Origin of the sequence: Pseudomonas sp. 22085 (genome assembly GCF_052045815.1) — a bacterium.
In the GTDB taxonomy this organism is placed as follows: Bacteria; Pseudomonadota; Gammaproteobacteria; order Pseudomonadales; family Pseudomonadaceae; genus Aquipseudomonas; species Aquipseudomonas glycinae.
The window spans coordinates 42,971-63,186 of the sequence record NZ_JBQEQA010000013.1 but is presented as its reverse complement, the minus strand read 5'-3'; the positions used below and the strand labels follow the sequence as shown (position 1 = coordinate 63,186).

Sequence of the window (20,216 nt, the reverse complement as noted above, 5' to 3'; positions counted from 1 at the left end):
GGCCTACTCCTTGGCGACGCGTTTCATGTCCGCATCCATCATCATGCGGATCAGGGTGTCGAGGTCGGTTTTCGGTTTCCAGCCCAGCACGCGCTGGGCCTTGGCCGGATTGCCGAGCAGCACTTCGACTTCCGCAGGGCGGAAAAACGCCGGGTCGATCCTCACGTAATCCCGATAGTTGAGGCCGACGTGATCGAAGGCGATGCGGCACATCTCGCGCACGGTGGTAGTGACGCCGGTGGCGACCACGAAATCGTCGGGCTTGTCCTGTTGCAGCATCAGCCACATGGCCTCGACGTAGTCACCGGCAAAGCCCCAGTCGCGCTTGGCATCGATGTTGCCCAGGGCCAGCTCCTGCTGTTTGCCGTGTTTGATCCGGGCGGCGGCATCGGTGACCTTGCGGGTCACGAATTCGATGCCGCGCAGGGGCGATTCATGATTGAACAAAATGCCGCTGCTGGCGTGCAGGTTGAAGCTTTCGCGGTAGTTGACGGTGATCCAGTGGCCATAGAGTTTGGCCACGCCGTACGGGCTGCGCGGGTAGAACGGGGTGTTCTCGTCCTGTTGCTCGGCCTGGATCAGACCGAACATTTCGCTGGTGGACGCCTGATAGAAACGCGTGTGCGGGCTGAACTGACGGATCGCTTCGAGCAGGTGAGTCACGCCCAGGCCATCGACGATGCCGGTGGTTACCGGTTGGTCCCAGGAGGCGGCAACGAAGCTCTGGGCCGCCAGGTTATACACCTCGTCAGGCGCCGACTTGATCACCGCGCGCTGCACCGAGCAGGCATCGGCCATGTCGCCATCCAGGTAGACGATGTCCGCTTCGACGCCCATCTCCCGCAGGCGCCAGCGTGAATCGCTGCTGCGCCGTGCGACAAGGCCGTGAACCTTGTAACCCTTGTCGAGCAGCAGCTTGGCCAGATACGCCCCGTCCTGGCCGGTGATCCCGGTGATCAATGCACTTTTTGTCATTCTTGTCGTACTCGCGTCTCCCAGTCGGACAGGATCGCCCGCAGGGATTGTTGTGTAGTGATTTGCGGCGTCCATCCTGTGGTCCGGGCCAGCCGTTGGTGGCTGCCGCAGACGCGACGCTGATCCGCGCGGCGCATGCGTGCCGGATCCTGAACCAGTTGCAGCTTGACCTGGGCCAGGTCGGCCATCTGTTCGATGAGGCTGCGGATGCTTTGCTCATGGCCCGAGCAAATGTTGTAGATCTGTCCCGGCGTGCCTTTTTCCAGCAGCGCGAAATAGGCCGAGACCACATCGCCGACGTCGAGGAAATCGCGGGTGACATCAATGTCACCGACTTCCAGTTGCGGCGCTTGCAGCCCTTGCCTGATGCGGTTGATCTGCCGTGCGGCGCTGGCGATGACGAAGCTTTCTTTCTGCCCGGTGCCGATGTGATTGAACGGGCGCGCCACCAGCACCGGCCAGCCTTCGCTCAACCCCCATTGCAGACTGAGAAACTCGGCCGACAGCTTGCTGACTGCATAAGGATTGCGCGGGCAGGGTGGTTGTTGCTCGGTGATCGGCAGTGCGGTTTCTTCGACCTGGCCGTAGACATCGCCCGAGCTGACATACACAAACGTGCCCTTGAAGCCGCGGGCCTTGAGGGCCTGCAACAGGTTCAGGGTGCCGAGCAGGTTGATGTCGAAGGTACGTGCCGGATCGCGGAACGCTTCAGGGACAAAAGTCTGGCCGGCCAGATGAATCACCGCATCGGGCAGTTGCGGCCACAGGTCAATGAGGCTGTCCGGGTTTGTCAGGTCATAGGCAGAGGCGACAGGCAGCAGTTGCCACGACGCGTCTTCCCCTTCCAGACGTGACTGGATGTGTTGTCCTACGAACCCACTCAGGCCCGTGATGAACAGACTTTTTTTCAAACAGCGACCCCTTGGTCTTTAACTTTCACCACTTCCCACAGGCTTTAAGGGAATGTCCGTCAGACTGAGAGAAAATCCGGCCGAGACAAAGGGTGAAGTCATTGTTGTAGTTGTTTGGCTGCCAATCTGTGCCAATTGCGCAGCAATTTCAACCGGCCAAACCGTGACCGGTCAGTTCTCGTCAGAGTAGTCGGGTTTTTCTCGCCGGGCGGTTCCCGAAGGCGCGACGGATGTGTTTAGAATGCCCCTCGTCGCGATCCCCGGCGGCTTTTCGCAAGGATCGTGCGACAGGGTAAAACCGACCATTAAAACAAGAACAGAGACGTGCCCGATGACGCAGGACGAACAGCGCTGATGCCGGTTCGATCCGACGCTCGGCCGTCATAGCGTGAAGCTGCCGGGATGGCGGTTGCACCGTGGGATGCCATGAATTTCATTCTCTACTCGGACGTCAACGACCGCTCCATCAGCCAGAGTCTGGGGCGTCCCGAATACAGCTACTACTTCGTGCTCAAGGCCTATCGCCCGGTGCTGGAAAGCCTGGGGCGGGTGCATGTGGTGTCTACCAGCGCCGAGGTTGATCCACTCTATCGGCAACTGCTCGCCGCCGGTGAAAGCAGCGTTTTCCTGTCCTTCACGCCGCCACAAAATACCCCGACCGACCTTGAATGCCCGACGATCTGCGTGATTGCCTGGGAATTCGATTCGATCCCCGATGAGTCATGGGAAGATGATCCGCGCCATGACTGGACGCAAATGCTCGCCCGACAGGGACGGGTCATTACGCTGTCGAGCCACACCGCCCGCGCGATTCGCCGCGCCATGGGCGAGGACTTTCCGGTACTCGTGCTGCCGACGCCCTTGTGGGAAAACTTCTCCGCCATTCGTGAGCAACATGTCAGTGCGCCGATCAATCCCGGCGCGACCCTGGCCATCAAGGGCTGCATTTTCGACAGTCGCACGCTGGCGTTATCTGCCGACGATCTGTTGCCCAAGCCCCTGACTGCCGAGCAACTGGCCGAAATCGAGGCGCTACGCCCACCACCGCTGACGTTCAAACGCCGCCTGGTGATTGCCCGCCATTATCTGCGTCTGTGGTGGCTGGGGGCGGGTGAAGACCGGGTGAAGTTCCTGCATCACTGGTATTGGGAAGGTGTGCAGGATCTGCTCTCGGATCGCATACACGCCTGGCTCGAGAAACGCCTGCCGGCCATTGCCGCAGCGCATGCGGTGGCCGTAGCCGAGCCACCGCCGCTGGATCTGCCGGACACGTCCTCGGTGGTCGAGGTCACGGTGGAAGGCGTGATCTACGTGACCGTGTTCAACCCCAGGGACGGCCGCAAGAACTGGCATCATCTGGTTACCGCTTTCTGCTGGGCCTTTCGCGAAACGCCTGACGCGACGCTGGTGCTGAAAATCACCCAGAACGATCTGGCGTCCTACTACAGCGAACTGATGACCCTGCTCGCACAACTGACACCGTTCGCCTGCCGGGTGCTGGTGATGCACGGTTATCTGGACGATGCGCAATACGCGCGGCTTTACCAGGCCGCCAGTTTTTACGTCAACGCTTCACGCTGCGAAGGCCTGTGCCTGCCGTTGATGGAATTCATGTCCAGCGGCAAACCGGTGATCGCCCCGGATCACACGGCCATGGAAGACTACATCGACGACACCGTGGCCTTCGTCGTCCGATCCAGCGAAGAGCTGACGATCTGGCCCCAGGACACCCGCATCATCTACCGCACTTTGCGCTATCGGCCGGACTGGTCTTCGCTCATAAGCGCCTATGAGAACAGCTACCGGATGGCCAAGGCGCAGCCGCAGGAGTACGCGCGGATGTCTGCCGCTGCTGTCGAGCGCATGCACGACTACTGCGCGTTTGCCCCAGTGCAGCAGCGCATGGCGGACTTTTTCGGCCTCGCGCCACTGACCGTCGATGCCGCCCCCGTGACGGACAACGCCTCATGCTGATCATCATTCATTCGGAAACCAACCAGCACACCATTGCGCAGAACCTCGGTCGTTCGGAGTACAGCTATTACTTCGTGCTCAAGGAATACCGGCCGGTGCTCGAACGCCTTGGGCGTGTGGTGGAAGTCGTCGATCCGGCGCGCGAAGTCGATGCGCTGTACCTGGAGTGCCTGTCCCGTGGCGAGCCCTGCGTGTTCCTGTCGTTCTCGCCGCCGCACCGCACGCCGATCCACCTGGCGTGCCCGACGCTGCCGGTGTTCGCCTGGGAGTTCAGCACCATCCCCAATGAACCCTTCGACAACGAGCCGCGCAATGACTGGCGCACGGTGCTCCGGGCCTGCGGCGCGGCGATCACCCATTCCAGCTACACGGTCAACGCCGTGCGCGAGGCCATGGGCGCCGATTACCCGATTGTCGCGGTGCCGGCGCCGGTGTGGGATCGCTTTGCAGCCCGGGGCGCGCAGCTTCAGGGGCAGCCCTCGACAGGGCCGGTGCGCCTGACGATCAAAGGGCTGGTCGCCGACAGTCGTCAGCTCGATCTCAATGCGTTCGGCCCGAAACACCTGCGCCGTGGCAAGGGCATCGATTTCCAGGCACCGGTGCGCGAGCAGGAGTTGCTGCTGGACGGTGTCGTCTACACGTCGGTGTTCAATCCCGGTGACGGACGCAAGAACTGGGAAGACATGCTCAGCGCCTTCTGCGTGACGTTCCGCGACGTCGAAGACGCGACGCTGGTACTCAAGCTCACGCATCACGATGCCGAAGAAGCGCTCAGCGACATTCTTCATCACCTGTATAAAAACCAGACCTACCGCTGCCGCATCGTGCTGATTTACGGCTACCTCGCGGACGCCGACTACGAGCGTCTGGTGCAGGCCACCCGTTACGTGGTCAACACTTCCTACGGCGAGGGCCAGTGCCTGCCGCTGATGGAATTCATGTCCTGCGGCAAACCGGCCGTGGCGCCGCGTACCACGGCGATGATCGATTACCTGAGCACCGACAACGCCTTTTTGGTCGAGTCCACCGATGAACTCACGGCCTGGCCTCACGACCCGCGCAGGGCATTCCGCACGTTGCGTTACATGACCAACTGGGCATCGGTCTGCGTGGCTTATCGCGACAGCTATGAGGTGGCGAAGAACGATCCCGGGCGTTATGCGCAAATGTCGGCGCAAGCCGTTGCCAGTCTCCAGGCGTTCTGCAGTCAGGCGGTGGCCGAGCAGCGTTTGCGCGATTTTCTCGCTCAAGTGCACGAGCTCCGCGCTATCGCTGCAACGGAAGCCACGGGCGCATGATCCGCGCATGGCTGAGGCGTTTGCGTCGGGTTGCGCCATCGGTGCCGGACTCTCTGCCGGATCCTGTGTCCGTCAGCGTGTCGCCGCGGGACGTCGGCCTGCACGATGCCATGCTCGACGGCTGGTTTCACGGCGACAGTGGCGAGTTGCTCAAGGGCTTTGCCATTGACGCGGACGACACCCTGCTCGACGTGGGGTGCGGTGAGGGCGTGGCGACATTGTTCGCCGTGCGCCAGGGGGCCTCGGTGATCTTCACCGACAGCGAACACGACAAGGTGCGCGACCTCGCCCGACAAGTCGAGGCGCAGAGCCGCAAGGCCAGTCTCGGCCTGGTCAGCAACAGCCTGCCACTGCCACTGAGCGATGGCTGTGCGAGCAAGGTTGTGTGCATGGAAGTGCTGGAGCACATCGATCAGCCCGAGCCGTTCATGGCCGAGCTGGTACGCATGGGTCGTCCCGGTGCGCTGTACCTGCTCAGTGTCCCGGCGCCGGTGGGTGAGCATTTGCAGCAGGGCATTGCCCCGGCGGGTTATTACCAGTCACCCAATCATGTGCAGATCTTTACCCCGGAGCGCTTCGCGGCACTGGTGGAGGATGCCGGTCTGGTGATCGAGCATCGTCAGGCCACGGGGTTTTTCTGGGTGATGGGCATGATTTTTTTCTGGGCCAGCGAACGGGCTGCCGGGCGTGACCTCGGGGGGGCCGTGCGCGACCGGATCCAGGCGCCGTATCCACCGTTGATGGAGAGTTGGGCCAGAACCTGGCAGGACTTGCTGGCGCAGCCAGACGGATTGGCGATCAAGCAGATACTCGACCGATTCATGCCCAAGAGTCAGGTAATCATCGCCCGCAAACCGCTCGATGCAGGACGAGTGTCATGAGCGGCAAGCGGATCATGGACATCGAAGTGCTGCGTGCTATTGCGGTACTCGGCGTGCTGTTTCATCACTTGCAGGGCAGCCTGTTCACCGACCCGGTGCCGCTGCTTGAAAGGATCCATGCCTGGGCGCAGCCATGGTGGGGCGTTGACCTGTTTTTTGCGATCTCGGGGTTTGTCATCGCCCGCAGCCTGATTCCGGCGCTGCGCGGTTGCAGCAACCGCCGGGAATACTGGGAGCAGACGCGCAATTTCTGGCTGCGTCGGGCGTTTCGTCTGTTGCCCTCGGCCTGGCTATGGCTGGCGCTGATGCTGCTGGCGTGCGTGTTTCTCAATCGATCAGGGGCGTTCGGCACGTGGTCCGCCAACGTCCAGGCCACGTTGGCCGGGGTGCTGCAGTACGCCAACTTCCGCTTTGCCGATGCGTTCTTTCATTACGAATACGGCAGCAGTTTCGTCTACTGGAGTCTGGCGCTGGAAGAGCAGTTCTACCTGCTGTTCCCGCTAGTGATCCTGCTGTGCCGCAAGCACCTGGTGTGGGCATTGCTGGCACTGGTGGCGGTGCAGTTGTTCACGGTGCGTACGCCGCTGCTGATGGTGATTCGCACGGATGCGCTGGCGTTGGGCGTGCTGTTGGCGATGTGGAGCGTGCAGCCGGGTTACTGCCGTTGGCAGCCGGTATTCCTGCGTCGGCCATGGGCCGGAGTGTTGGCGCTGATCGGCCTCGCAGCGCTGCTGAGCTTCATGGCCACCGACCGTTTCACTTTTGCCGGTTACCGCATCGGGTCTATCGCCGTGCTCAGCGCCGTTCTGGTGTGGATTGCTTCGTACGACCGCAATTACCTGCTGCCGGCCGGCAGGCTGCAACGACTGATGGCCTGGATCGGCAGCCGCTCCTACGGCATTTACCTGATCCACATCCCGGCCTATCAACTGGTGCGGGAACTGACCTTTCGTTTGCAGAGCGCCGATCTTCCGAGCCCGGCGGGGCATCCGATCGTGACGCTGCTGATTGCCGGTGGCCTGATCGTGCTGCTCAGCGAACTCAATTACCGCTTGATCGAAATGCCCATGCGCAATCGAGGCGCCACGCTGGTGAAACGCCTCGGCACCTCGCGAACCGTCGTCTCGTCCCCTGGAGCCACCTCATGCTGAGCCTTTTGAAAAAACTCACGGCGGCTCCGGCCCCCGCACACGCTGTCGCACCGGTCGCCGACAAGGTCGACCCTTACATGCTCGGCCTGCACGACGCGATGCTCAGCGGCTGGTTCAACCAGCAAACCGGTGAGCTGTTCAAAGGCTTCCCGGTGACCGCCGATGACACCTTGCTCGACGTTGGCTGCGGCGACGGTGGCAACGTGCATTTCTGCGGCATGCGCGGGGCGAAGATCATCATTGCCGACATCGACGGCGCCAAGGTCGAGGCGACCCGCCAGCGCCTGAGCGATACGCCGGCGCGCAGCGTCGAATGCCATGTGACCGACTGTAATCCGCTGCCGATCGCCGATGGCACGGCCACTCGCGTGGTGTCCACGGAAGTCATCGAGCACGTCGACGACCCGGCGCAGTTCCTTGCCGAGCTGGTACGTGTCGGCCAGTCGGGCGCGCTGTATTTGCTGAGCGTGCCGCACCCCAGCTCCGAAGACCTGCAAAAGGACATTGCCGCGCCGGAGTATTTCCAGAAGCCCAACCACATTCGCATCATCAGCGAAGAGCAGTTCAAGGCGATGGTCAGCGAGGCGGGACTCGAGATCATCAGCCATAGCCAGTACGGCTTTTACTGGTCAATGTGGATGATGCTGTTCTGGGAAGCCAAGGTCGAATTCAGCAACCCGGATCATCCGCTGCTCAACCATTGGGCCGATACCTGGCAAGCGGTGCTCGACTCGCCGCGCGGCGCGCAGATCAAGCAGGCGCTGGATGCGGTGGTGGCGAAAAGTCAGGTCATCATTGCCCGCAAGCCCTGAGCGCTTTTGTGTAACCTTGCAGCCTGATGTCTCAGGGATCTGCAAGGTATGCGCTTTATCATCGGGTGGTCAGCCCTGGTGGCTGTGTTGTTGCTGTGTGCTTGTGAACGACAGGACGCAGTGCCGCTCGACCAGCAGCTTTACGTCTGGCAACGGCAATGGACGCCGGCCCATGAACCTGCGCTGAACGACAGTCGCAGCGACTTTTCGACGTTGCGGGTCTTGGCGTTGCAGGCTTTCCCGAATGCCGGATGGAGCCGGGCACGCATCGATACCGAGTTGCTGAAACGCGATGCCCGGCCGTTGATCGCGGTGATTCGCCTCGACGGCCAGCTCAAGGCGCTCGACCCGCAAGCGGTTACGGCGCAAATCCTTCAAGTACTAGCCGACTGGCAAGGGCAGGGACTGACCCTGAGTGGCGTCGAGATCGACCATGACGCCGGCAGTGCCCGACTGTCCGCTTACACCGAATTCCTCACCCACTTGCGCGACGCATTGCCGGCCAATCTGCGCCTGAGCATCACTGCGTTACCTGCCTGGCTCGACAGCCCGCAGTTGCCGGCGCTGCTGGCGACCGTCGACAGCAGTGTGTTGCAGGTGCATGCCGTCAGCGATCCGCGTCGCGGTCTGTTCGATCCCGAGCAGGCGCGGCGCTGGGCCAAGGCCTGGGGGCGGGTGACCGACAAACCGTTTTATCTGGCGCTGCCGGCTTATGGCGTGGCGCTATTGCCGGATGTCGATGGCGCCCCGGTGGTGGAAAGCGAAGTGCCGCTCGAGCGCGGTGGCCAGCGGCGCGAATTGCTCGCCGATCCGCAACAACTGGGCCGGCTGGCCATTGAACTTCGCGAGGATCGCCCGGCGCACCTGGCCGGTCTGATCTGGTTTCGCCTGCCGTTGGCCAACGACCGCAGAGCCTGGAGCCTGAGCACGCTGCGTGCGGTCGCCCGAGGCGATGCATTGAGCAGCCAGCTCGGCCTCACGTTCACCAATCAGAATGGCCTGCAAGACATCGCCCTGCGTAATGTCGGTAACCTCGACAGCGCCTGGCCCGCCCGCATCACCCTCAAGGCCCGGGGCTGCGAAGGGGCTGACGCGCTCGCCGGTTATGCGTTGCAACAGACGGCGGATCTGCTTACCTTCACCCGCCTGCGCGACGGCCGCCTGCCGGCGGGCGGGCAGCGGGCGATCGGTTGGGCACGCTGCGCAAATATTGATCAAGGAGGTTCGCATGTTGACCCGTAACTGGCCCCGCCATCTGCTTTACCTGAGCCTCAGCCTGCCGCTGGGCTCGGCGCTGGCCTGCGGCCCGGATTTTCCGATGCGTCTGCTCGATGATCGTGGGCAATCACTGGCGGAACTGCCGGAGGGCAACTTCAGATTCGAGATCAGTCGCCTCGGCAAAACCATTGCCGGGCTGAAGAACGTTACCGCCACCACCCACAATCCGGATGACATCTACGCCGAGGCGCCAGATCCCGCCGAGGTGCGCGACAAGGCCGAGCAGATCGGCCTGACCCCTGAACAGCAAGCGCTGGTCAAACAACTGCGCGGCCTGACCGATGCGCATCAGGTTGACGTGCAGGGCGCGAGCCTGCCGGCGGAACTGCGTCTGTATGTGGCGGGCGCGGTGGCGTTCGGCGCCGGTGACCATCAACTGGCGGTCGAGTATTTCCGTCAGTTGCTGGCGCTGCCGGCCGATCAGCGGGCGTTACGCAGCACCTGGGCTGCCTATTCTCTGGGCCGGGCGTTCTTTGCCATGAGCAGCGAAGCGGGCGATGCGCTTGAAGCCTGGGAAAACGCTATCGACGCGTTCCGCCAGACGCGGCAACTGAGCATCGACGGTTTCAGCGATCCGCTGGAACTGGGTGTGGCCAGCCTTGGCGAAGAGGCGCGGGCGCTGCGCATGGCGGGTGACTGGAACAACGCCATCAAGCTGTATGCCGCGCAGAACCTGCATGGCTCGAACGTCGGTTACACCTCGCTGAAGCAGTTGATGAACGAACTGGCCGAGGAGCCCGAAGATCGGCTGGCGAAATTGCTGCGCCGCGAAGCCGTGCAGCAACTGGTGACCGCCTCGCTGATTAGCCGCATTGGCTGGTCGTTCGGCGATGAACCGCCGAACGAGAAGAAGCTGGTCAAGGCGCTGCAAGCGAGTACCCGAGGCAGCCTCGACAACGCTGATCGCCTGGCGGCGATGAATTATCAGCAAGGCGATTACGCCAGCGCCAAGGCGTTCCTCGAACACGCGGGCGACAGCGGTCTGGCGTGGTGGCTGCGGGCAAAACTGGCGGTGCGCGATGGCGACAGGAACGCGGCAGCTGCGGCCTATGCGAAAGCTGCGCAAGCGTTCCCGCAGGACGAATCCTGGGGCGAGCGGCGCACCGCCGACTGGAATCTCGAAACCGTGCAGCCCAAATGCCGGGTCGAAGGTGAAAGCGCAATTCTTGCGCTGCAACGTGGCGAGTACCTGCAGGCCTTCGACCAGTTGTATCGCAGCCAGCATATTTACTGGTTCGACGCCGCGACCGTGGCCGAGCGAGTGCTGACGGTCGATGAGCTGAAAAACTATGTCGATACCAACGTCCCGGCACCGCCCGCGCTGAGCCAGCAGGATCGCGACAATTACGTGCCGCTGCCAGTGGCCGCCAGCCTGCGCAATCTGCTGGGTCGGCGCCTGTTGCGTGAGGGGCATTACGAAGAAGCGGTCGGTTATTTCGACAATGCTGATCTGCAGAACAAGGCCCGGCTCTATGGCCAGCAACGCCTCAAGGCCGACTCGGCTTGGTGGCCGACCAAGCGTGCCAGCGCGCTGTTCAATGCCGCGTGGACGGCCCGTGAGTGGGGCATGGACATCCTGGGCTATGAAATGGCTCCGGATTACGCGACCTTCGGCGGCAACTACAGCCTGGAAAATACCGAGCTGAAAGTCGGCCCGCTGGTCAGCGAAGCCGAAGTGCAGCGTCAGAAGACCAGTGAAGCGCAGCCGGATGAGCGTTTTCACTATCGGTTTGTCGCCACGGCGCTGGCCAGCCGGGCGGCGGATAATCTGCCGCACACCAGTCAGGCGTTCGCCGCCGTGTTGTGCTCGGCGGCGGGCTGGAACAGCAGCCTGGAAGAGCAGAGCGCCTTGTACAAACGCTATGTCGACGAAGGGCCGTACGTGCCGTGGGCCGTAGATTTCGGCCATCAGTGTCCTTATCCGGACTTCGAAAGTGCCGACAAGCGCTACGTCACTCAGGTGACCGACTCGGTGCGTTCGACACTGCGGCCGTACAAGTGGCCGGTTCAGATCGGAGCGATCGTGGCCCTCACCGCTGTGGCGTTCTTGCTGATCACCCGCCGCCAGCGCAAGGCTCGCAAAACCTAAGCCTGCTGGACAAACGTCAGGCGCACGGCGAAGCCGATCAACAGGCTGCCGAACAGCCACTGTTGCACCCGTTGGGCCGTCGGGTTGTGCTTCAGCCAGCGGCCCAGCGCGGCGCCGGTCAGGGCGTAGGCGCTGTCGAACAACAGACCGGCGCCCACCAGCATCGCGCCAAGCGCGGCGAATTGCGTCAGCACCGGTGCGCCATTTGCCACGATGAACTGCGGCAGCAACACCGAGCAGAACAGCAACGCTTTCGGGTTGAGCAGGTTGGTCAACAGGCCGCGACGGATGGCGGCGTACCACTGCGCATGACTGTCCGTGAGGGTGCCGGCGTTCAGATCCGGCAGCAACGTAGTGCGCAGGCATTGAATACCAATCCACAGCAAATACGCCGCCCCGGCGATTCGCACGGCATCGAACGTCCACGGCGCCGCCTTGAACAGCGCCGCCAGCCCCAATGCCGCGAGCGCTACATGACAGCCTCGGGCAACGGCCAGGCCCACCGCCGTGGCCAGCGCTACGCCGCGACCCTGGCGGGCGCCGGTCTGCAACAGCAGGATCATGTCCGGGCCGGGCAACAGAAAGACCACTGCCAGCGCCAGGAAAAACAGCCAGAGACTAGCCATGTCGCACCCCTTCGTCGTCGATTCGGTCGCCTCAGTTTAGAGCCGAAGGGCAGGGCAGGTGGTTGCGTAGTCAGCTTCTAAAGGCCTCTGAATTGGCATAATCTGCGCTCCTTCACCGCCTAAGCCATCAGGATCTGCCAGCCATGAAACTGGATGCCTTTGATCGCAAGATTCTCGCCGCGCTGCAACGGGACGGGCGCCTGAGCAATGTGCAGCTGGCTGACGAAATCGGTCTGTCGGCATCGCCGTGCCTGCGCCGGGTGCGGATGCTGGAGGAGGCCGGGGTGATTCGCGGTTATCAGGCCAATCTGGATCGTGATGAAGTGGGGTTGGGGCTGACGGTGTTTGTCGGGGTCAAGGTCGAGCGGCACAACGACGAACAGGCCGAGGCATTCCACCGGGCGGTGACGGCATTGCCGGAGGTTATTTCCGCGTTTCTGGTGTCCGGGGAATCGGACTTTCTGCTGCAAGTGGTGGTGCCGGATCTGCGCGCCTATGACCGCTTTCTCACCGGGTGCCTGTTGAAGCTGCCGGGGGTGAGCGATATCCGCAGCAATTTTGCGATCCACACGGTGAAGACGCCCGGCGCGTTGCCGCTGGGGCATCTGCCGTCCTGATACTTCCCGCATTGCGCGGGAAGTATTCGCACAGTGCTTACATCTGCGTCGCCATCCCCTCGACATTCATTGCCGCCTGACGCAACGCTTCGGAGCGGGTTGGATGCGGGTGGCAGGTCAGCGCGATGTCCTCGGCCGAGGCGCTGAACTCCATGGCCACGCAGAACTCGCCGATCATTTCGCTGACGCTCGGGCCGACCAGGTGCACGCCGAGGACTTCGTCGGTGCGCTCATCGGCGATGACTTTGGCGAAGCCTTCGGTCTCGTGATTGATCTTCGCCCGGCTGTTGGCGGTGAACGGGAATTTGCCGACCTTGTACGCCCGGCCTTCGGCCTTCAGCTGCTCTTCGGTCTTGCCGACGCTGGCCAGCTCGGGGCGGGTGTAGATCACGTTGGGAATCAGGTCGTAATTGACCTCGCCGGCCTTGCCGACGATCTGTTCGATGCAGGCCATGGCTTCGTCTTCGGCCTTGTGCGCGAGCATCGGCCCGGAGGTCACGTCACCGATCACCCACACGCCAGGCGCTTCAGTGCGATGCTGTTTATTGGCGAGCATGCCGCGTTTGTCGGTGCTCAGGCCGACGTTTTCCAGGCCCAGGCCCTGGGTGTATGGACGACGACCGATGGCCACCAGAACGTAATCGGCTTCAAGGATTTCCGCGCTGCCGCCAGCGGCGGGCTCGACGCTGAGTTGTACGCCGTTGGCCGATGAAGTGGCACTGGTCACTTTCGAGCTCAGCTTGAAGCTGATCCCCTGTTTGCTCAGCGAACGTTGCAGGGTCTTGCCGGCTTCGCCGTCGACGCCGGGGCAGATGCGGTCGAGGTATTCCACTACGGTCACCTGCGCGCCGAGCCGGCGCCAGACCGAGCCGAGTTCGAGACCGATTACGCCAGCGCCGATCACCACCAGATGCTTGGGCACTTCGCTCAAGGACAGCGCACCGGTCGAGTCGAGGATGCGCTTGTTGTCGATCTCCACACCGGGCAGGGGAGTGGGCTCGGAGCCGGTGGCGATGACGATGTCTTTTGCGGTGAGCTCGATCCTGCTGCCCTGATCGCCGGTCACGCTGACTTTTCCGGGGCCGTCGATGTGGCCCCAGCCTTTGATCCAGTCGACCTTGTTCTTGCGGAACAGGAACTCGATGCCTTTGGTCAGGCCGCTCACGCTTTCGTCTTTCTGCTTCATCATTTGCGCAAGGTTGAGCGTGGGTTTGACTTCGATGCCGAGGTTGGCGAACTCCGCTCCCAGGGCCGCTTCGTAGAGCTCTGACGCATGCAAAAGCGCCTTGGACGGCATGCAGCCGACGTTCAGGCAGGTACCACCCAGCGTGGCGCGACCCTCGACGCACGCGGCCTTGAGGCCCAGCTGGCCGGCGCGGATCGCTGCGTTATAACCGCCGGGGCCACCGCCCAGAATCACCACGTCATAGTTGCTCATGCTCTTGCTCCTGGCTGAAGGATGCGGATCAGTAAAAGTAGTTCGTGCTAAAAATTACGAACGTAATATGAGCGTTTCCCGACATTTCGGTCAAGGCTTCAGGCAAGCGACAGGTTGCGCATCTTTGAATGATGCAAATGAGTACAAATATTTCACGACTTTCGTTATATCGTAACGATATGTGCAGTGAGCCAAGGGTTTTGGGGGGATATGCAAGTCGATCTGGATGAAGGCACGCCGGTCACCGGGTTGCCGCGCTTTCAGCAAGCGGCGACGCAGGGCCGGCGCTTGCGTCGCCTGGCGATCGGTCTGGCTGCGTTGGCCGGTGCAGGGTGGGTGCTGGCATTTTTTGTCGGGCTGTTTGCGCCGCAATCGCTGTGGCCCGCGCTGTTGGTCAATCAGAGCGCGGCACTGCTGGTGCTGGTGGCCGGGCTGCAATCGGCGTGGTGGGTGACGCAATGGCGGGCGCGGGTGATCAATCCCGTGGTGCCGGTGACGGCTGCTGAAGAACCTGCGCCAGAAGGCTGGTACGAGCGACTGCTGGATCGCATGAGCCAGCGCAGTCTGCAGCTGCTCGGGCAGATCGGCGCAGCCACGTTGTGGCTGGGCGGGTGGTCGTTGCTGGCGCTGTTAAGCATCGAGCAAATGTGGAATCTGACGCTGCCGGCGGCGGGTGTGGGGGTGTCCGCCACGGTCGGCGCGGCCATCGCGTTGCTCTTGGCGTTCGCTCTGCTGGTACTGGAGCGACAGCTGGCCCAGGAAAACCCGGCGCAATGGCCCGAGGCCGGAGCGCTGGCGCAGCTGACTCGAGTGGCAATCATCAGTCTGGTGCTGGGCGCGCTGTGTTTGTTGTTCGCCAGTGACAGTGCAATCTGGCCGGTGCGGCTGGCAGTGTTGATTGGCATTTTGCCGGGGTTGGTTGCTCTGGAATTGCTGCTGCGTGCGCTGCTGTCGCTGTTCAGCCCGCGCCGCGAGCAACTCGAACCGGTGCTGCTGGCCCGCAGTTTTGTCGCTGATCTGCTGCGTTGGCCGCCACAACCGTTGCTCGCGTTGCAGCATGAACTGCATAACCGCTTCGGCATCGATCTGCGTCAGATCTGGGCCTTCAGTTACATGCGCCGCGCGTTCTTGCCGGTGTTGGTGCTGGTAGCAACGGTGGGCTGGTTGCTCACCGGCCTTCACGAAATTCCGATGCAAAGCCGTGGCATCTACGAGCGCTTCGGCAAACCGGTGCAGGTGTTCGGGCCGGGGCTGCACGCCGGTTTACCCTGGCCGCTGGGGCGTGTGCTGAACGTTGAAAATGGTGTGGTGCATGAACTGGCAACTAGCGTCGGCGAGAACTCAACACCCGTGCAGTTGGACCCGGCAGAAGGTCCGGCGCCATTCACCGCGAACCGTTTGTGGGACGCCAGTCACGTCAATGACAAGTCTCAGGTCATTGCCAGCAGCCGGGGCGATCAGCAGAGCTTTCAGATCGTCAACATGGACGTGCGCTTCGTCTATCGCATCGGTCTGAGCGATCAAGCCGCGCTGGCCGCCACCTACAACAGCGCCGATGTGCCGACGCTGATCCGCAGCACCGCCAGCCGGATTCTGGTGCATGACTTTGCCTCGCGCACCCTCGACGGATTGCTCGGCGAGGACAGGACCGGGCTCGCCGAAGAAATCGGCCATGCCGTGCAAAGCGATCTGCAGAAACTCGACAGCGGCGTGGAAATTCTCGCCACAGTGGTCGAAGCGATACACCCGCCGGCCGGGGCGGCCAATGCCTATCACAGCGTGCAAGCGGCGCAGATCGGTGCTCAGGCGTTGATCTCCCGCGAGCGCGGTGCCGCTGCCGAAGCGAGTAATCAGGCGCAGTTGCAGGCCAGCCTCGCGCGGGACCAGGCCAGTGCCAACGCCCACGAAATCAATGCCACCGCCCGGGCGGCGGATCTGAAATTCAGCGCCGAACAAAAAGCCTACGCCAGCGCCGGCCAGGCCTTTGTTCTGGAGCAATACCTCAGCCAACTCAGCCAGGGTTTGAGCAAAGCCAAACTGCTGGTACTCGACCATCGCCTGGGCGGCAGCAGTAACGCACCGACCATCGACCTGCGTACGTTCACGCTGCCGGCAGATCCGGCGCGCACCACCGCTCAGCCAGGAGCCACCCATTGAGCCAGTCGCACACTCACGATCACCATGACTACAGCGGCCACGATCATGCTCATGGCGGCGGTCATCACCATCACGGGCATCATCACCATCACCACGGTGCGCCGGAAGAGGCGGGGCCTTTCCCCTGGAAACGTATGGGCTGGGCGGCGTTGCTGGTGGCGTTCGCCATCGCGGCGGCGAGCCTGGTGCAGGTGCGCTCCGGTGAAGCCACGGTCATCACGCGGTTTGGCAACCCGTCCCGCGTGTTGCTGGAGCCGGGTTTGAGCTGGCGCTGGCCGGCACCGTTCGAAGCGGCGATTCCGGTGGATCTGCGTTTGCGCACGACCTCCAGCGGTTTGCAGGACGTCGGCACCCGCGACGGTCTGCGCATCATCGTCCAGGCGTACGTGGCCTGGCAGGTGCAGGGCGATCCCGACAACGTGCAGCGCTTCATGCGCGCGGTGCAGAACCAGCCGGACGAAGCGGCGCGGCAGATCCGGACGTTTGTCGGCTCGGCACTGGAAACCACGGCCAGCAGTTTCGATCTGGCCAATCTGGTGAACACCGATGCCAGTCAGGTTCGCATCGCCGATTTTGAAGCGCAGTTGCGTCAGCAAATCGATCAGCAACTGCTCGCCACTTATGGCGTTCGCGTGGTGCAGGTGGGCATCGAACGGCTGACATTGCCATCGGTGACCCTGACCGCAACGGTTGACCGGATGCGCGCAGAGCGTGAAACCATCGCCACCGAACGCACTGCCATCGGCAAGCGTGAAGCAGCGCAGATCCGCTCCGCCGCCGAACGCGATGCGCGAATCGTGCAAGCCGATGCCACGGTGAAAGCCGCCGATATCGAAGCCCAATCGCGGGTGGAATCGGCGCAGATTTACGGGCGTGCTTACGCCGGTTCGCCGCAGTTGTATAACTTGCTTCGTTCGCTGGACACCCTCGGCACTATCGTTTCGCCAGACACCAAACTGATCCTGCGCACCGACGCCGCGCCATTCCGGATGTTGGTCGACGGTCCGCCGAATCTCGACAGCAAGAGCGGATTGCAGCCATGAATGAAGTTCCACGTGGAACACATTCGCTGAACAGTCCGTGGATTCAAGCAGGACGTTTGGCGTTTTTCGCGCTGTACGCGGTAACCGTGCTCGCGGCATTGGCCTGGGCATTTTCCAATGTCCGGCAGATCGATCCGCAAAACCGAGCGGTGGTTTTGCATTTCGGAGCGCTGGATCGCATTCAGAATGCCGGGCTGTTGTTGGCGTGGCCGCAGCCGTTCGAACAGGTGGTTTTATTGCCGGCGGCGGATCGGGTGATCGAGCGCAGAGTGGAAAACTTGCTGCGCAGCGATCAGGCCCTGCAGGCGGATCGCGTGGCAACCTTCGCCACGCCGCTGAGTGATGCGCTGGCCGGTTCCGGTTATCTGCTCACCGGTGATGCCGGTGTTGTGCAGCTGGATGTGCGGGTGTTCTACAAAGTCACCGATCCCTATGACTTCGTACTGCAAGGCGAACATGTGCTGCCGGCGCTGGATCGAGTGGTAACGCGTAGCGCAGTCGCACTGACGGCAGCGCGGGATCTGGACACGATTCTGGTGGCGCGACCGGAGTTGATCGGCGCTGATAATCAGGCTGCCGAACGTCGTGAAAGGTTGCGCGGTGACCTGGTGCAAGGCATCAACCGACGTCTCGCCGAGTTGAAGGCGAGCGGGCAGGGCATCGGCATCGAAGTGGCGAGGGTCGATGTGCAATCGAGTCTGCCGGAGCCGGCGGTGAGTGCGTTCAACGCCGTCCTCACCGCCAGCCAGCAAGCCGACAAAGCGGTCGCCAATGCCCGCACGGAAGCTGAGAAACTCACCCAGTCCGCCAACGAGCAAGCCGACCGCACGCTGCAAGTCGCCCACGCCCAGGCCGGTGAGCGCCTGGCGAAAGCCTCCGCCGACACGGCAACAGTGTTGAGCCTGGCCAAGGCGCAACAGCAGGGCACGGATCCGCAACTGCTGTTGCGTCTGTACCGCGAGCGGATGCCGAAGATTCTCGGTCAGGCCGGTTCGGTGACCACGGTCGATCCGAAAGACGATTCACGCCTGATCATTCAGGGAGCCAGCCAATGACTGCAACCACCTCCGCTCCGAGCCTGTTGTCCTCGGCCGAACAACGCCGCGCCGCGCGCCAGTTGACCCTGGCGATGCTCGCCCTCGGCTTACTCGGTCTGGGGCTGATCTGGCGCTGGCTGATGCCGGAGCAAACCGGCGTCAGTCAGTTGTTGCTCGGACTCGCTTCTTTATTAGTCGCGGTGCCGGTAATGCGTTCGGCCTGGTTCAGCCTGCGTTATCCGAGCCTGCACGGCATCACCGACCAGTTGATCGCCCTGGCAATGATAGGAGCCTGGGCCACGGGTGATCTGCTCACGGCCGCGTTGTTGCCGATCATCATGATCTTCGGCCACGTGCTGGAAGAGCGCAGTGTGATCGGCTCCCAGGAAGCGATTCATGCCCTCGGCCAACTGACCCGCAGCCATGCACGCAAGGTGCAGGCGGACGGCTCTATCATCGAAGTCGACAACGGCACGCTCAAGGCCGGCGATAACGTCGAAGTGCGCGCCGGGGATCGGGTGCCGGCGGACGGTCGGGTGTTGTCCGGTCAGGCCAGCCTCGATACGGCGTCGATCACCGGTGAGTCGGTGCCGGTGGAGGCGGGCGTCGGCATGGCGGTGTTCGGCGGTGCGATCAACCTCGACGGCTTGCTGCGAATCGAAGTAACCCGTACCGGGGATGAGTCCACCCTCGGCAAGGTCATCGCGCTGATGCAGAACGCCGAACGCTCCAAGCCACCGATCACCCGATTGCTTGAACGTTATGCCGGCAGTTACATGGTGCTGGTGTTGCTGCTCGCGGCGGTGACCTGGTTCATCACCAACGATGCGCAGGCGATGCTCGCGGTGCTGGTGGCGGCATGCCCATGCGCGCTGGTGTTGTCAGCGCCGGCCACGGCGATTGCCGGGGTGGCGGTGGCGGCGCGGCACGGGATTCTGATTCGCAGTTCGGCATTTCTTGAGGAGCTGGCTGATCTCACTTCGCTGGTCGTCGACAAGACTGGCACTCTGACTTACGGCACGCTGCGCTTGCAGTCGATCAACAGCCCGCGAGCGGATCACGGGTCGGTGATGGCGCTGGCTGCAAGCCTGGGTGCGGCGAGCAGCCATCCGGTCAGCCGCGCGCTCGCCGGACTGGTCAGCGCGGAAGAGGTGCTGGTGCTGACCGATATTCATGAGCGGCAGGGGCTGGGTGTAGTGGCCAAGACCGCGCAAGGTGAAGCAGCGCTCGGGCGCCCGGAGCTGTTTGTGCAGTTGGGCATCCCGACCACGGCGATCCCCGAACACGATGGCCCGATTGCCGGGTTGGCGCTGAACGGCGAATTCCTCGCCTGGCTGTTGCTGGCCGACACCGTCAAACCGGAAGCGCGATTTGCGCTGAGTGAACTGCGTGACCTCGGATTGGGACGACAACTGCTGTTGACCGGTGACCGGCAAAGCGTCGCGCAGACATTGGCCAAGGATGTCGGCCTGCACGAAGTCGAAGCCCAGGCGTTGCCCGAAGACAAACTCAATCGAGTGCTCAAGGAAATCGACAACGGCTTCCGGCCGATGGTGGTCGGCGACGGGATCAATGACTCGCTGGCGCTCAAAGCGGGGGTGGTCGGTGTGGCGATGGGCGCGGGTGGCGCGGACATTGCGCTGGCCTCCGCCGATATCGTGCTGATCGGCAGCGACCTGCGTCGGCTCGGCACTTGTGTGCGCCTCAGCCGTCAGTGCCGACGGACCTTGCAAGTGAACGTGATCATTGGCCTGGGCTGGACGTTGGCCATTGTGGTATTCGCGGCCTTCGGCTGGCTCGGTGCAGCGGGGGCGATGATCGCTGCGTTGCTGCACAACCTGAGCACGTTGCTGGTGCTGGGCAATGCCGGTCGCCTGCTGCGGTTTCAGGAGCCGCTGCTGAAGCTGAAGGCGTCGGACTGATCATTTT

Annotated in this window: 16 protein-coding genes; 12 read left to right on the top strand and 4 right to left on the bottom strand. The window is 62.7% G+C overall.

The window, feature by feature from the left end; all coding sequences use genetic code 11:
• Window positions 1–3: 3 nt before the first annotated feature.
• On the bottom strand, window positions 4–975 hold the full coding sequence (gene gmd / locus ACTJK7_RS17275) for a GDP-mannose 4,6-dehydratase (protein ID WP_440779364.1): 972 nt from the start codon (window positions 973–975) through the stop codon (window positions 4–6).
• Window positions 972–1,886: a GDP-mannose 4,6-dehydratase gene (locus tag ACTJK7_RS17270; RefSeq protein WP_440779366.1), complete on the bottom strand. Its 915-nt coding sequence runs from the start codon at window positions 1,884–1,886 to the stop codon at window positions 972–974. The genes gmd and ACTJK7_RS17270 overlap by 4 nt, the downstream gene beginning before the upstream one ends.
• Window positions 1,887–2,312: 426 nt before the next feature.
• Here ACTJK7_RS17270 and ACTJK7_RS17265 point away from each other — a divergent pair, with 426 nt between their 5' ends.
• Genes ACTJK7_RS17265 through ACTJK7_RS17235 form a run of 7 tightly spaced genes read left to right on the top strand, consistent with a single transcriptional unit; the run spans window position 2,313 to window position 11,369 of the window.
• A complete protein-coding gene (locus ACTJK7_RS17265; protein ID WP_440779368.1) occupies window positions 2,313–3,860 on the top strand; it encodes a glycosyltransferase in 1,548 nt (515 codons plus the stop codon).
• Window positions 3,854–5,158 (top strand): glycosyltransferase, encoded by a 1,305-nt coding sequence (locus ACTJK7_RS17260; RefSeq protein WP_085653915.1) that lies wholly within the window; start codon window positions 3,854–3,856, stop codon window positions 5,156–5,158. The genes ACTJK7_RS17265 and ACTJK7_RS17260 overlap by 7 nt, the downstream gene beginning before the upstream one ends.
• Window positions 5,155–6,039: a class I SAM-dependent methyltransferase gene (locus tag ACTJK7_RS17255; protein WP_085653916.1), complete on the top strand. Its 885-nt coding sequence runs from the start codon at window positions 5,155–5,157 to the stop codon at window positions 6,037–6,039. The genes ACTJK7_RS17260 and ACTJK7_RS17255 overlap by 4 nt, the downstream gene beginning before the upstream one ends.
• Window positions 6,036–7,190, top strand: a complete 1,155-nt coding sequence (locus ACTJK7_RS17250; RefSeq protein ID WP_085653917.1) for an acyltransferase family protein — start codon at window positions 6,036–6,038, stop codon at window positions 7,188–7,190. The genes ACTJK7_RS17255 and ACTJK7_RS17250 overlap by 4 nt, the downstream gene beginning before the upstream one ends.
• Window positions 7,184–8,002, top strand: a complete 819-nt coding sequence (locus ACTJK7_RS17245) for a class I SAM-dependent methyltransferase (protein ID WP_085612457.1) — start codon at window positions 7,184–7,186, stop codon at window positions 8,000–8,002. The genes ACTJK7_RS17250 and ACTJK7_RS17245 overlap by 7 nt, the downstream gene beginning before the upstream one ends.
• A 48-nt stretch (window positions 8,003–8,050) precedes the next feature.
• Window positions 8,051–9,244: a DUF3142 domain-containing protein gene (locus ACTJK7_RS17240; RefSeq protein WP_085653918.1), complete on the top strand. Its 1,194-nt coding sequence runs from the start codon at window positions 8,051–8,053 to the stop codon at window positions 9,242–9,244.
• Window positions 9,231–11,369: a hypothetical protein gene (locus ACTJK7_RS17235; protein WP_085653919.1), complete on the top strand. Its 2,139-nt coding sequence runs from the start codon at window positions 9,231–9,233 to the stop codon at window positions 11,367–11,369. Before ACTJK7_RS17240 ends, ACTJK7_RS17235 begins: the two co-directional genes overlap by 14 nt.
• Here the strand turns inward: ACTJK7_RS17235 and ACTJK7_RS17230 are convergent.
• Complete coding sequence (locus tag ACTJK7_RS17230; RefSeq protein ID WP_085653920.1) at window positions 11,366–11,995, bottom strand: LysE family translocator; 630 nt, start codon at window positions 11,993–11,995, stop codon at window positions 11,366–11,368. The two genes, ACTJK7_RS17235 and ACTJK7_RS17230, sit on opposite strands and share 4 nt — an antisense overlap.
• 143 nt (window positions 11,996–12,138) lie before the next feature.
• Between ACTJK7_RS17230 and ACTJK7_RS17225 the strand changes: the two genes are divergently transcribed.
• Window positions 12,139–12,612 carry an Lrp/AsnC family transcriptional regulator gene (locus tag ACTJK7_RS17225; RefSeq protein WP_007954205.1) on the top strand — a complete coding sequence of 158 codons (474 nt, stop codon included), beginning with the start codon at window positions 12,139–12,141 and terminating at the stop codon, window positions 12,610–12,612.
• A 37-nt stretch (window positions 12,613–12,649) separates the two neighbouring features.
• Here ACTJK7_RS17225 and lpdA read toward each other — a convergent pair whose 3' ends face one another.
• A complete protein-coding gene (lpdA, locus tag ACTJK7_RS17220) occupies window positions 12,650–14,050 on the bottom strand; it encodes a dihydrolipoyl dehydrogenase (protein ID WP_011336663.1) in 1,401 nt (466 codons plus the stop codon).
• 210 nt (window positions 14,051–14,260) lie between these two features.
• Between lpdA and hflK (ACTJK7_RS17215) the strand changes: the two genes are divergently transcribed.
• The 4 genes from hflK (ACTJK7_RS17215) to ACTJK7_RS17200 are packed head-to-tail and all read left to right on the top strand — an operon-like array spanning window position 14,261 to window position 20,209.
• Window positions 14,261–16,207: a protease modulator HflK gene (gene hflK, locus ACTJK7_RS17215; protein WP_440779371.1), complete on the top strand. Its 1,947-nt coding sequence runs from the start codon at window positions 14,261–14,263 to the stop codon at window positions 16,205–16,207.
• Window positions 16,204–17,250, top strand: coding sequence for a protease modulator HflC (gene hflC / locus ACTJK7_RS17210; RefSeq protein WP_440779373.1), 1,047 nt, complete (start codon window positions 16,204–16,206; stop codon window positions 17,248–17,250). The genes hflK (ACTJK7_RS17215) and hflC overlap by 4 nt, the downstream gene beginning before the upstream one ends.
• A complete protein-coding gene (hflK, locus tag ACTJK7_RS17205) occupies window positions 17,247–18,305 on the top strand; it encodes a protease modulator HflK (RefSeq protein WP_064379703.1) in 1,059 nt (352 codons plus the stop codon). The genes hflC and hflK (ACTJK7_RS17205) overlap by 4 nt, the downstream gene beginning before the upstream one ends.
• The gene (locus ACTJK7_RS17200; protein WP_440779374.1) at window positions 18,302–20,209 is read left to right on the top strand and encodes a heavy metal translocating P-type ATPase; all 1,908 of its coding nucleotides are present in this window, start codon (window positions 18,302–18,304) and stop codon (window positions 20,207–20,209) included. Before hflK (ACTJK7_RS17205) ends, ACTJK7_RS17200 begins: the two co-directional genes overlap by 4 nt.
• Window positions 20,210–20,216 lie beyond the last annotated feature (7 nt).

Coding starts and splice junctions, on each gene's coding strand:
- hflK (WP_064379703.1), top strand. CDS start 17,247: ATGAATGAAGTTCCACGTGGAACACATTCGCTGAACAGTCCGTGGATT.
- ACTJK7_RS17260 (WP_085653915.1), top strand. CDS start 3,854: ATGCTGATCATCATTCATTCGGAAACCAACCAGCACACCATTGCGCAG.
- ACTJK7_RS17230 (WP_085653920.1), bottom strand. CDS start 11,995: ATGGCTAGTCTCTGGCTGTTTTTCCTGGCGCTGGCAGTGGTCTTTCTG.
- gmd (WP_440779364.1), bottom strand. CDS start 975: ATGACAAAAAGTGCATTGATCACCGGGATCACCGGCCAGGACGGGGCG.
- ACTJK7_RS17200 (WP_440779374.1), top strand. CDS start 18,302: ATGACTGCAACCACCTCCGCTCCGAGCCTGTTGTCCTCGGCCGAACAA.
- ACTJK7_RS17235 (WP_085653919.1), top strand. CDS start 9,231: ATGTTGACCCGTAACTGGCCCCGCCATCTGCTTTACCTGAGCCTCAGC.
- ACTJK7_RS17250 (WP_085653917.1), top strand. CDS start 6,036: ATGAGCGGCAAGCGGATCATGGACATCGAAGTGCTGCGTGCTATTGCG.
- ACTJK7_RS17255 (WP_085653916.1), top strand. CDS start 5,155: ATGATCCGCGCATGGCTGAGGCGTTTGCGTCGGGTTGCGCCATCGGTG.
- hflK (WP_440779371.1), top strand. CDS start 14,261: ATGCAAGTCGATCTGGATGAAGGCACGCCGGTCACCGGGTTGCCGCGC.
- ACTJK7_RS17265 (WP_440779368.1), top strand. CDS start 2,313: ATGAATTTCATTCTCTACTCGGACGTCAACGACCGCTCCATCAGCCAG.
- lpdA (WP_011336663.1), bottom strand. CDS start 14,050: ATGAGCAACTATGACGTGGTGATTCTGGGCGGTGGCCCCGGCGGTTAT.
- ACTJK7_RS17225 (WP_007954205.1), top strand. CDS start 12,139: ATGAAACTGGATGCCTTTGATCGCAAGATTCTCGCCGCGCTGCAACGG.
- ACTJK7_RS17240 (WP_085653918.1), top strand. CDS start 8,051: ATGCGCTTTATCATCGGGTGGTCAGCCCTGGTGGCTGTGTTGTTGCTG.
- ACTJK7_RS17245 (WP_085612457.1), top strand. CDS start 7,184: ATGCTGAGCCTTTTGAAAAAACTCACGGCGGCTCCGGCCCCCGCACAC.